This is a genomic window from Streptomyces beigongshangae, assembly GCF_019710745.1.
In the GTDB taxonomy this organism is placed as follows: Bacteria; Actinomycetota; Actinomycetes; order Streptomycetales; family Streptomycetaceae; genus Streptomyces; species Streptomyces beigongshangae.
In genome coordinates this window covers 109,471-121,512 of the sequence record NZ_JAHKJW010000011.1, presented here as the reverse complement: position 1 = coordinate 121,512, position 12,042 = coordinate 109,471, and the positions used below count along the sequence as shown (strand labels likewise).

Here is a 12,042-nt window from a genome sequence, read left to right as displayed (position 1 = left end):
GAGGTCACGCGCCCCCGGTCCTCCAGGGGCTCAGCGGTCGCCGCCGAGCCGCTCACGGGCCCCGGAGGCCGAGACGAGCTCCCAGACGGACGGCAGCTCCTGCTCCCTGGCCTGCGCGCGGGCCTGCTCGCTGCCGTACAGCAGACCCCAGGTGAAGCCGGCCTCGCCCGCGGTCTGGGCCGCCACGGCCAGGTCCCTGAGGGTGCCCCGGGCCACCACGCTGTCCTGGTGGTCACCGAGCACCTGCTGCACCGCCTTGACCTGCTTGCCCAGCTCCTTGACCGGTTTGCCGAGGGCCGGACGGGCCACCTCCGTCGCGTACCGGACCTTCTTGGCCGCCTTGCGCGCCTCGTGCAGCGCCACGTCGCGCTCGGGTCCGGGCCCCAGCTCCAGGGCCTCCGTCATACGGTCGGCCAGGCGGTCGTACTCCTTCAGCACGGCCTCGGCCATGACCTTGCCGGCGTCCTTGCCGGCCTTGGCGCGCGTCGGCGGCCGCTCCACCAGTGCGGTGAGGGCGTCGAGCAGGGCGAGGTAGCGCGGCGAGTCGAGCGCGTCGAGGCTGCGCTGGTGGGAGGCCGTGCTGTCGACGACGTCCCACACCCGCAGCCGTGCGGCGACGGGGCCGAGCACCAGTTCCTCCGGCAGGGCCCCGATCTCCCCGCTGAGGCGCTCCATCAGCACTTCCTGGTCGCGTTCGGCGCCCAGCTCGCCGGCCAGCCACTTCAGCTCACCCCGGACCGTGTCGGTGGCCCCGCGGCCGAACACGGACCGGTAGGTGCGCAGGCAGCTGCGCAGACGACGGCAGGCGACACGCATCTGGTGCACCGCGTCGGGCCGGTTCCGTCGCACCGCCGGATCGAGAGCGGTCAGTGCACGGACCTGCTCCCCCACGTACGCGAGGACGTGCGTCCCGGCCCGACCGGGGCCGGGACCGGCGGACGCGCCGGACGCACCGGCACCGGCCGACGGGGCGGTCCCGGTCTCGTCGAGTGCCCGGGCCAGTTTGGACGGGGACTGCGCGCGGGCGATCCCCTTCTTGCGGAACTTCTTCTCCACGGCGTCCAGGAGGGCGGGGTCGGCGTCCTCCGCCAGTTCCACCTCGATCTCGCGCCACTCGGCACTCCCGCCGTCCGCGCGCAGCGACTGCGCGCGGACCGTGTCGACGCACAGCTCGGCGCGCAGGGCGCCGTCGTCGTCGACCAGGTGCCGCACCTCGCGCGTCGAGCGGATGCGGACCACCGGCGTCAGCGCGGCTCCGCGGGTGCGGGACACGGTGAGGTCGAGCAGGTCCTTCGGGACGGTGTCGGTCAGGGCGGACCTGATCTCCTCGCGGCTGTCGCCCGCCAGCGGCAGTTTGAGGTGCCACCCGGCGTCGGCGCCCCCGGTCCTGCGGCGCAGCACGGCCGAGGAGCCGGCCAGGCGGAGGTCGTCGGTGTCGTAGTAGACCGCGTCCAGCTCCTCGGGACTTCGGTCGACGACCGCCGCGACGCCGTCCACACGGTTCAGCGCGGGCAGCCAGGAGGTGTCCGCGGACGAAGGGGCTTCGTACTTTCGTTCTGTCTCTCGCATCGACTGGACCATGTATTACCGGTTGACACGATCCACCGGACGAAACACCACCATGACGCAGGAACGGGCGCAGGAACGGGCGCAGGAGGGGTTTCCGGGCGGAGGACCCGGACGTCCTGCCGACGGCCGAGGACGACCCGGACGCCCCGGACCACCCGGACCGCCCGGGCCGCCGAGAGGGCCCGCCGGTCCGATTCCCGCCCGGGTGACGGGGATTGGGGGTGCGCCCGGGGTTCAGGGTCTATCGTGAGCCGCATGCCCGCTCCCGAGCTGATCCGCATCGTCTCCCGCGACTCGCCCATGGCCCTGGCCCAGGTGGCACGCGTACGGGCCGGGCTGGCCGTGCTCCACCCCGGCACACGGACCGAGGTCGTCCCGGTGAGGACGACCGGTGACAAGTGGATGGGCGACCTCGCCCGGGTCGAGGGCAAGGGGGCGTTCACCAAGGAGGTCGACGCCGCGCTGCTGGCCGGTGAGGCCGACCTGGCGGTGCACTGCGTCAAGGACGTGCCCGCCGACCGGCCGCTGCCCGCGGGCACCGTGTTCGCCGCGTTCCTCGAACGGGACGACATCCGTGACGCCCTCGTCCACCCGGGCGGGCTCTCCCTGGACGAGCNCCCGCGGGCACCGTGTTCGCCGCGTTCCTCGAACGGGACGACATCCGTGACGCCCTCGTCCACCCGGGCGGGCTCTCCCTGGACGAGCTGCCGCCCGGCACCAGGATCGGGACCTCCTCCGTACGCCGTGCCGCACAGCTCGCCGCCTCCCGGCCGCACCTCACGTGCGTGCCGTTCCGCGGCAACGCGAACCGGCGTCTGGAGAAGCTCGCGGCCGGGGAGGCGGACGCGCTGCTGCTCGCCGTCTCGGGCCTGGAGCGCATCGGGCGCACCGATGTGATCACCGAGGTCCTCTCCCCCGAGACGATGATGCCGCCGATCGGCGCGGGCATCCTCGCGCTCCAGTGCCGCGAGGACGACACGACGGTCATCGACGCCGTCAGCGCGCTCGGCCATCCCGCCACCCATCGCGAGGCCACCGCGGAACGCATGTTCCTGCACGTCCTCCAGGGCCACTGCAACTCACCGATCGCCGGTTACGCCAGGGCCGGCCTGGACGGCGAGCTGTCCCTGCGGGCCTGCGTGTTCACTCCGGACGGCAAGACCCGGCTGAACGCGCACGAATGGGCCGGCCGCCTCGACCCCGCCACCCTCGGCACCTCCGTGGCCGTCGCCCTGCTGCGCCAGGGAGCCCGCGACCTGATCGACGCCATCGACCACTGACGGACCGGGCCCGCCGCCGCGGGACGGCGCCATGGATCGCCGCAGCGGATCCGGCCCGTCTCCCTCAAGGTAGGCTCATTTGCCTAGAAGGTTTAGGCACATGAGCAATCGAGCCCGCCGAGAGGGAGGAGTCCCGTGGGTCGTGTGGGACTGACGACGGAGCGCCTGGTCCGGGCGGGTGCCGAGCTGGCCGACGAGGTCGGCTTCGACCAGGTGACCGTGTCCGCGCTCGCCAGGCGTTTCGACGTCAAGGTCGCGAGCCTGTACTCGCACCTGAGGAACTCCCAGGACCTCAGGACCGGCATCGCGCTGCTCGCACTGGAGGAGCTGGCCGACCGGGGCGCGACCGCGCTGGCCGGACGGGCCGGCAAGGACGCCCTCACGGCCCTGGCGAACGTCTACCGCGACTACGCCGCCGAGCATCCCGGCCGCTACGCCGCCGCCCAGCTCAGGCTGTCCCCGGAGGCGGCAGCGAACAGCGCAGGGAGCAGGCACGCCCGGATGACGCGGGCCGTCCTGCGCGGCTACGACCTGACGGAGCCGGACCAGACCCACGCGGTCCGGCTGCTGGGCAGCGTCTTCCACGGCTACGTCAGCCTGGAGCTGGGCGGAGGGTTCAGTCACAGCGCCCCCGACTCCCAGGAGACCTGGACCCGGATCCTGGACGCCCTCGACGCCCTCCTGCGGAACTGGCCCGGCGAGTGACCACGGCCTTCCGGGACCGCGCGGGGGCCGCCGTCCGCCGGACCGGTCACGCACCGCCGGTCAGGAGCCGGCGGTCTCCGGATCACCGGTCCCCGGATCGGCCAGGGCCGGGCGGAAACAGGCCGTCACCACCTTGCCGTGCCGCTGGCACCGCGTCTCCCAGTCGTCGGCCAGCATCCGCACGATGCCGACCCCACGGCCGGACGGTTCACCGACCTCCGGGTCCCGCTGCCGCGGCAGCGTCGGGTCCTCGTCGTGGACGCTCACGTGGAGGCAGTCGCCGTCCCAGGTGAGCACCATCTGCGCGTCGCTGTTCGCATGCACGTGGGCATTGGTGAGCAGCTCGGACACGGCCAGCACGACGGCATCCGCGGTCTCCGGTTCGGCCGCCGTCCACGGCAGGGACTCCAGATGTTCCCGCGTCCACTCCCGCCCGGCGCGCACCCCGCCCGACACGGGAAACGAATGCGCCCAGCCCATCGCCTTGACCCCCACGGCCCACTCCCGTTCCTGTTCCTGCTGTCCGTACGTCGTGGTCGATGAACCGGGTACCCGGCAGTCGCGCACCCAGGCATCCCGTCCCCCGGCCGGTCGGACCGGGCAGGTGGTCAGCCGGTGGGCGAGGTGCTGCGGATGGCGGCTATGTCGAGCTGGAGGCGGACCTTCTCGCTCACCATCGCGCCGCCCTCCGCCAGTCTGCTGTTGTAGGTCAGGCCCCACTCGGAGCGGTCGATCGTGGTGGTGCCGTCGAAGCCGACGCGCTCGTAGCCGAACGGGTCGGTGACATGGCCTATGTAGGTGAGCTCCAGGACGACGGGACGCGTCGTGTCCTTGATGGTGAGGTCGCCGGTCATCCGGTAGACGTCGGGGCCCGCGAGCCGCACGGCGGTACTGAGGAAGCGCATGTGCGGATAGGTGGCGGAGTCCAGGAAGTCACGGCCGGTCAGATGGCTGTCGCGCTGGTCCACACCCGTGTCGACGCTCGCCGTGGACAGCACGATCTCGGCTCCCGAGCGGGAGGGGTCGCGGCCGTCGAAGAAGAGCCGGCTGTGGTACTCCGTGAAGGCGCCGCGCACGGTCGTGACCATGGCGTGCCGCACGGAGAAGCCGATCCTGCTGTGCGCGGGATCGACGACCCAGTTCCCGGTCAGGGCCGTCAGGCCGGGTTCCGTCCGGCCACCCTGGGGGGAAGCGCCCCGCCCGGTGTGCCCCTTCGGTTCCACCAGCGTGTCCGAGCGGCGGGGAGAAGCACCACGACTGAAAAGATTCATGACTCACCTAGTTATTGCGCCATAGATGTTTCCGCAAGCCGAACCAAGATCCAGGACCTTACCCGCAGCGATACACGATGCCCGGTCCCTGTCCTTACCGGCCCCATGGGTCACAGAATCCTCACACCCGTCACCAGCCCCTCAGAAGGCACTGGGTGCCCCTTGCGGGGGCCGGAGATCGTCAGTAACCGAAGCTCGTCGTGTAGGCGCACTCGGTGTAGACGTAACCGGCCGACAGTTTCGCCGTGTCCGATGCCGGCGACTTTCCGGACCCGCCCTTGGATTTGTGCACGAAGTACGTCGTACCGGCGGGCAGCCGAACGGTGCGCTGCGGATAGTTCTTGCCGCTGTCGCCGCACGGCTCGAAGCCCGGCACCGCCGTGCTCGCGAGGGAGTAGGAGGTGCAGTTCCCGCAGGCTTCGAGCGTGAAGCTGCCGGTCACCGGTCCCGTGTACAGCACCCTGATGTCGTCGGGGCTGTCGTTCTTGACGGTGACGGAGATGCCGCCGCCGGACGCCGTGGTCGGCAGGCGCCCGCCCGCGGCCGGCACGGTCTGGGCGACCTCGGCGGCGATGGCGATCTTCTTGGCCCGGGCCAGGTTCTTGTGCCGCTCGTTGTTCCTGACGAATTCGTTCATCGTGGTGACGGCTTCGGCGAAGCTCTTCTCCCGGTACTGGTCCACCCCGCAGGCGTACGTGCCCGAGTTCGCGTTCCGCTCCGCCCGCCCGGCGTCCTCGCGCAGTGCTCCGCCCAGCCCCGCCCGCTCTCCCGGCAGTCCCACGACCTGGGTGTGCAGGGTGCCGAGGCGCTCGACGGCCGCGCAGGGGTCGTCGCCGCCCACCTCCTTCACCGCCCTGTCGACCGCCGTCCCGACCGCGGGTGCCACCTTCGCGCTCTGCCCGGACCGCGGGAAGGTCATCAGGAGGTCGCCGAAGTGCGTGGTCCATGTCGCGACCCGGCCGGACAGCGACTGCGCCCCGCACTCGTAGAGCGAGGTGGCCAGCCGGTCGTCGGGCCATGTCGCGAGCCGCCCGAGTTCCTCGGCGCCCATGGTGCGCGGGACCGTGCGGAGGTACTTCAGCGGGTCCACGGCGTCGCAGTACCTCTGCTCCGCGTAGGCCGAACCCACCGTGGTGTAGTAGGTCCTGAGCCGGTCGGGGACCCGGTCGGCCGCCCGCGAACCGGGGTGGTCCCCGCGCAGATCCCGGTAGACGGTCAGGGCCCGGCGGTAGTCGGACCGGGCTGTCGGGAAGGGCTGCCCGCCGGCCTTCCGGACCAACTCGTCCGCCCGCTCCAGCCGGTCCAGGAGCATCTGCTCGGTGGCTTCGTCGCGCGCGCCGCCGTACAGGGCGACGCCTCCGGCGGGCACGGCCAGGAGCACGATCCCGAGCACGACGGCGACCCAGGCCGCCGACGGCCACGTCAGCCGGGTGCGCAGCCCCACGACCGCGCCGTGGACGGCCGCGAGCCCGAGGAGGACGAGGTACGTCACGACGGCCGCGGCGGGGACGCCGTCCGGTTCCGCGGGCAGGGCGACCAGGAGCAGGACCGCCGTCGCGGCCCAGCAGGCCGCCGCCGGCCACCAGCGGCGCACCAGCACGTAGCCGAGTCCGAGTCCGCAGAGGTTCAGCAGCGCCACCGCGGCCGCTCGCCGGCCGTCCGCCGGAGCGGGCGGCGGCGTGGTGGGCATGGGCGGTACGGCGAATGCGCCGCGCGGGTCGTTCTGGTCCCAGGACATGACGGCTCCCCCAGTCGTCCACGCCCGAAGTTCTATGACTTGTCAGCGTACGGTCAGCGATTCCGGGGGCACAAGGGCCGTCACCGCCCCGCCCTGGGCAACAGGGCGTGAACTGTGCAAGGGGACGGTGGAACGCGCGTCCGAACCGACCACAGCATCCGGTCCGCGCCGGGTCTCAGCAGCAGCCGGGCCCGTCCGCCCCGGCGTCGGCGGCGGCGTCGGCGGCCCCGGGAGCCGTCCCGGTCCGCAGCCGGCAGAAGCACGACGCCTCGACCGGTACGTCCGCCACCGCCGCGGCGATCTTCAGCTGCTGGGCCACGATCCGTGCCTCCCCCGTCCTGCCCAGCCGGACGAGGCACTCGTGGAACCCGTGCAGGGCCCAGACGTTGCCGGGGTGGTGCGAGGCGCGCGGAAGCGTGTCGTCGAGCCCCAGGTCGGCGCGGTAGACCGCTTCCGCCTCGGCGACGCGCCCCTGTTCCAGGAGCAGGGCCCCGTAGGCGTGCCGGGTGGGCTGCATCCACCCCCAGGGCTCGTCGTAGGGGAGGCCGTCGTCCAGTTCGACCGACCGCTCCAGCGCGGCGAAGGCGGCCTCGTGGCGGCCCCTGCGGTACTCCAGCTCGCCGTCGAGCATCGCCGACGCGACCGCGAGGATGTCGGCGCAGGTGTTGTTGAAGAGCATCCGCGTCCGCGGGACCCGCGTCACCGCCTCCCTGAACAGGGCGCGCTCGGTCTCGGCCGCCCCGGTCCGGCCGCCGGCCGAGTGGGCGACGCCGCGGGCGTAGTGGAGCATCGCGGTCGTCACGCAGTACAGCCGCGGGTCGGCGGGCGGCGGCAGGCGCAGGATGTCGGCCCAGCGGCCGAAGCGGATCAGGACGTGCACCCGCATCGCGAGGAAACCCTCCAGCCAGTCCGCCATGGGCGGGCTCTGCACGCGCAGCAGTTCCTCCGGGAGGGCGGCTTCGAGGCGGGCCGCGGTCTCCAGGGCGGTCCCGGAACGGCCCAGGAACATCGCGCCGTAGATCCTGAAGTGGTAGTTGTGCGCCCGGTACAGCGTGTGGAAGTTCATCGCCCCGGACCGCGCGAGGAACTTCTCGTCGGCGGCGATCGCCGTGCCGTTGTCGGCCACGACGCGCCGGTAGTCGCCACAGAGCACGTCCAGGTGCGTGGGCATGTGCTGGAGGTGCCCCGCGTCCGGCACCAGGCCGCGCAGCCGGTCGGCGACGGGCAGCGCGGTCTCGGGGGCCGGGGACATCTCCATCAGGTGGATGTACAGGTGCAGCAGCCCCGGATGCCGCTCCCCGGCCGCCGTGGCGATCGCCCGCTCCAGCACCTCCCTGGCCGCCTGTGTGCGGGAGCCCTCGGCCGGCTCGCCCGTACGCCGGTCCCACAGCCGCCAGGGGGTGAGGTTCATCAGCGCGTCGGCGTAGAGCGCGGCGACGTCCGGGTCGTCCGGGGCGAGTTCGTGCACCGCGCGCATGGCGTCCGCGTACGGCTCGTTCCACCTCGCGCAGTCCTCGGCGGCCTCCGCCTGCGGGTGGCGGGCCCGCAGCGCTCCGATCAGGGCCCGCTCGACGGGGGTGGCACCGGCCGCCTTCTCCCGCGCCAGTTCCACGGCGGCGTGCGCACGGCCGACGGTACGGGCCAGCTCCTCGCCGTCGAAGGACTCCCAGGGCTTGTTGTAGTTCGGGCCGAGGGCGTAGGCGATGCCCCAGTGGGCCATGGCGCAGTCGGGGTCCGCCGCCGCGGCCGTCTCGAAGCAGGCGACGGCCTCCTCGTGGTGGAAGGCGTACGACCAGACCAGTCCGCGGTCGAACCACAGCTGGGCCCGCGGGGACGACGTCGTCACGGCGCGGCCGTGGGAGCCGAGGTCGTAGTAGTCCATCCGCTTCTCCTGCGCGTGTAACGGCCGGCGGGCAGGCGGCCCGACGGGACGCCTGCCGGCATCCCGTCGCGACGGCCCGTCCCGCGCCCTGGGCCGGATTCCCTCCACGGCCGAAGCCCCGGAGTGCATGTCGCTCCGAGCCTAGGGGTGACGCACGCCCAGGTGTCCCGCGGTCACCGGACCGGGGACGGCGGCCCTAGAACTCGCTGTCGATGCCGGTCACGAACGCCGGGCCCAGCGGGGCCTCGTCCTCCTCGAACCCGCTGTCACGCAGCGCCCGGGCGACCAGCCGGACCGCCTCGCTCTCGGCACCGGCCTGGTCCGCCGCCTCGACCTCGATCCGGGCGGAGAACATGCCGCCCTCCTCGACCGTCAGCAGGCTCAGCTCCTCGCTCTCGCCCAGGTCCGTGTTCTTCGGGTCCCGCGGGCGGAGCCTGCGCTCGACGTCGGAGCGCGCGGTGTCCTCGACGCCGTTGACGAACGTGCCGGGGACGGTGATGACGTACGTGGTCATGAGAACTCCTTACGAACGAGGACGCGCCGGGCCGGGCCGTCGGGCGCCGCGGGGCGCACGGGCACCGGGCCCGCCCCGCGGGTCCGGTGGCGCGCACGGCGGCGACCCGTGTCGTCCTGATCCCACGTGGTGCGCTCCTCCCGGCTGCGACCCGGCCGGTGACGGCCTCTCCCGGCCTGCAGGTGATCCGTGTGTCACCTTCCCTCCCTGCGCGCGGAAATGCGGGCCCTCCCCCGAAGGGACGGGCGGAAGCGCCTGACCAGCGGCTTCGGACAAGCCCTCGGTGGCCCGGGCAGCGCACGCGCGCGAGGTGGGGAAACGCGGTCGTCACCGGGCGGCCCCACTTCGCTCACACCCCGGTGGCCTCATCGGTTCCACAGGCTCACTCGGTCCTCCCGGGTGCATGCGGAGGGCGTCGTGGCGCATTCTTGCTGTGTCGGCCACCCGGGCGGCGCACGGACGAGGTGGGGCGATGACTGGGAGAGCCGAGCACGAGATCCGGAGCCCCGGACGCCTGGACTCGCTGCTCACCGGGATCACGGCGGAGGCGATCGGCGCTGCCGGCGGTTTCGCGGGAGGCGTGTACCTGCGCTCCACGACGCCGGGACTGCTCCGGCTGGCCGTCCTGTCGGGGCTGCCCGGACCGCTGTTCCGCCCCTGGTGGCGCCTGCACGTGGACCGCCGGTTCCCCGTGTCCGACGCCTACCGGCTGGGCGTCCAGGTGGTGCTCCCGGACGCCACGGAGACGATGCGCCGCTATCCCCAGTTCGCGGCGGGGCTGCCGTTCCAGTTCGGCTCCCTGTACGTGCCCGTCGTCGGGGGGTCGACGACCTACGGCGTACTGACGCTGCTGCGCTCCTCGGTGTCGGACACCACCGAGGTGCTGCCCGACCGTGACCGCATGGCGCGGCTGGCGGAGGAGCTGGGGCGGGCGCTGTGGGACCTGGAGGCGGACGGCGGGCCGGGCGTCGCCTGGGACGGTGAACCGCTCTGCGTACGGCCGCCGGTCACCCACCCTCCCGCCGGGCGCATCGGGCGCTTCACCTGGGATCCGGCATCCGGCGTGGTCACCGCGGACAGCCGGCTGCACGCCCTGCTCGGCGTACCGCCGGGCAGGGACACGGACACCCCGCAGGCGCTCGCGGACGCCATGGCGGAGGCCGACGCCCAGGAGATCCTGGCCGCCCTGCGCGCGACCTCCGTGGGACGCCCCCCGCCGCTTCCGCTGCCGGTGCACGCGGCCGACGGCGGTCTGCGGCTGCTGGAGCTCTGGACCCCGGAAGAGGAGCCGGCCCCGGCGTCGCGGCCCCGTACCGTCCGGGGTCTCGTCCTCGATCCGGACATCGGTTCGGCGGGTGACGGAGCGGCCGACCTGCTTCCCGAGGGCGTGTTCTGCCTCGACCGGCTGGGGCTGATCGTCTACGCGAACGAGCGGGCCGCCCGCCTGCTGGGGCGGCCGCGGACCCGGCTCCTGGGCAGGCCCCTGGGCGAGGAGGTGCCGTGGCTGGAGCGGTCCGCCTACGAGGACCACCTCCGCGAGGCCCTGCTCTCCTCGGAACCGGCGCACTTCCACGTCGTGCGGCCACCCCGGGACGGCCGGGAGCGGCCCCGGGAGTCCCGCGGGGCGCACGGAGGCGGTGACTGGCTGGCGGTCTCCGTCTATCCCGGGCCCGACATCCTCACCTGCACCGTCGTACCCGCGAACCGGGTGACCGACCCGGCACCCGACCCCGCGCCCCCGCACGACGGGGCACCGCGCGACGGGTCCCTGCACGACGGGGCTTCGGCGGCCGGTGCGCCCGGGCCGGACGGGCCGGACGCCGGCGTCACCTCCATGGCCCCCCTGTACCGGCCGATCGTCCTGGCGATCGCGCTGACCGAGGCGGTCACCGCGCGCCAGGTGTCCGCCGTCGTGATGCAGGAGCTGCTGCCGGCCTTCGGCGGCCGCCGGCTGGCCATCTACCTGCTGCAGGAGCGGCACCTCTACCTGGCCTGGGAGACGGGCTTCCCGCAGGGGTTCCTGGCGCCGTTCGAGGGGGTCGGCCTCGACGCCCGGCTGCCCGGCGTCGAGACCCTCACCAGTGGCCGCCCCATGTTCTTCGAGTCGATGCAGCAGCTCGCGGCCGCCTACCCGGGCATGCCCCTCGACGCGACGGAGGGCTCCCGGGCCTTCCTGCCCCTGATCGCCTCCGGGCGCCCGGTCGGCTCCTGCATCCTCGGCTTCGACGGCCCCCGCAGCTTCAGCACCGAGGAACGTACGGTGCTGACGGCTCTCGCCGGTCTGATCGCGCACGCGCTGGAGAAGGCGCAGCGCTACGACACCGAGGCCGCCCTCGCCCGCGGCCTGCAGCAGGCGCTCCTCCCCCGGCGCCTGTCCGCGCATCCCCGGGTGGAGACCGTCGGCCGCTATCTGCCGGGCACGCAGGGGATGGACGTGGGGGGCGACTGGTACGACGTGGTGGAGTCGGGCGACGGTCTCGCGCTGGTCATCGGCGACGTCCAGGGGCACGGCGTCCAGGCGGCCGCCACGATGGGCCAGCTGCGCAGCGCCGTACGGGCCTTCGCGCTCGGCGACCGGCCGCCCGACGAGGTCATGAGCGGCACCAACCACCTGCTGATCGACCTCGACCCGGGGCTGTTCGCCAGCTGCTGCTACATCCGCCTGGACCCGCTCACCGGTGCGGCCCGGGTGGCCCGGGCGGGGCACCCGCCGCCGGTCCTGCGCCGTCCCGACGGCCGTACCCGTGTGCTGGACATCCCCGGTGGCGTCGTCCTCGGGGTGGATCCGCGGGCGGACTACCCCGTGACGGAGGTGCGGCTGGACCCCGGAGCCGTCCTCGCGCTCTACACGGACGGGCTGGTCGAGCGGCCCGGCGTCGACATCGACGAGGGCATCACCGCGCTGCGCGTCGCCCTCGCCCGGGCCGGCACCCCCGTCGGCCGCCCCGGGGGCAGGTCGCTCGCGGGGATCGCCGACCGGCTCACCGCCAGGGCCCGCCACGTCGCCGACCGCCCCGACGACATAGCGCTGCTGCTCGCCACGCGCCGCGCGGAGCCCCGGCCGAACGGCTGAGACGGGAGCG

Annotated in this window: 8 protein-coding genes and 1 pseudogene; 3 read left to right on the top strand and 6 right to left on the bottom strand. The window is 73.5% G+C overall.

Features of this window, described 5'->3' with window-relative positions:
• Positions 1 to 30 precede the first annotated feature (30 nt).
• On the bottom strand, positions 31 to 1,581 hold the full coding sequence (locus KM933_RS11220) for a CYTH and CHAD domain-containing protein (protein ID WP_221350849.1): 1,551 nt from the start codon (positions 1,579 to 1,581) through the stop codon (positions 31 to 33).
• Between the two features lie 243 nt (positions 1,582 to 1,824).
• Between KM933_RS11220 and hemC the strand changes: the two are divergent.
• Both hemC and KM933_RS11210 read left to right on the top strand, forming a co-directional pair.
• Positions 1,825 to 2,849 (top strand): annotated as a pseudogene (hemC, locus tag KM933_RS11215) (hydroxymethylbilane synthase).
• 135 nt (positions 2,850 to 2,984) lie between these two features.
• A complete protein-coding gene (locus KM933_RS11210; protein ID WP_221350846.1) occupies positions 2,985 to 3,554 on the top strand; it encodes a TetR/AcrR family transcriptional regulator in 570 nt (189 codons plus the stop codon).
• A gap of 60 nt (positions 3,555 to 3,614) precedes the next feature.
• Here KM933_RS11210 and KM933_RS11205 read toward each other — a convergent pair whose 3' ends face one another.
• From KM933_RS11205 to KM933_RS11185, 5 genes are all read right to left on the bottom strand, one after another.
• Positions 3,615 to 4,049, bottom strand: a complete 435-nt coding sequence (locus KM933_RS11205) for an ATP-binding protein (RefSeq protein WP_221350985.1) — start codon at positions 4,047 to 4,049, stop codon at positions 3,615 to 3,617.
• A 113-nt stretch (positions 4,050 to 4,162) separates the two neighbouring features.
• Positions 4,163 to 4,825 (bottom strand): YceI family protein, encoded by a 663-nt coding sequence (locus tag KM933_RS11200; protein WP_221350844.1) that lies wholly within the window; start codon positions 4,823 to 4,825, stop codon positions 4,163 to 4,165.
• 181 nt (positions 4,826 to 5,006) lie between these two features.
• Complete coding sequence (locus KM933_RS11195; protein ID WP_221350842.1) at positions 5,007 to 6,563, bottom strand: hypothetical protein; 1,557 nt, start codon at positions 6,561 to 6,563, stop codon at positions 5,007 to 5,009.
• Positions 6,564 to 6,738: 175 nt separating this feature from the next.
• Complete coding sequence (locus tag KM933_RS11190; RefSeq protein WP_221350840.1) at positions 6,739 to 8,445, bottom strand: hypothetical protein; 1,707 nt, start codon at positions 8,443 to 8,445, stop codon at positions 6,739 to 6,741.
• Between the two features lie 196 nt (positions 8,446 to 8,641).
• Positions 8,642 to 8,959: a hypothetical protein gene (locus KM933_RS11185; RefSeq protein ID WP_221350838.1), complete on the bottom strand. Its 318-nt coding sequence runs from the start codon at positions 8,957 to 8,959 to the stop codon at positions 8,642 to 8,644.
• Positions 8,960 to 9,431: 472 nt separating this feature from the next.
• Between KM933_RS11185 and KM933_RS11180 the strand changes: the two genes are divergently transcribed.
• Entirely contained in the window at positions 9,432 to 12,032 is a 2,601-nt protein-coding gene (locus KM933_RS11180) for a SpoIIE family protein phosphatase (protein ID WP_221350836.1), read from the top strand.
• The last annotated feature ends 10 nt before the right edge of the window (positions 12,033 to 12,042 follow it).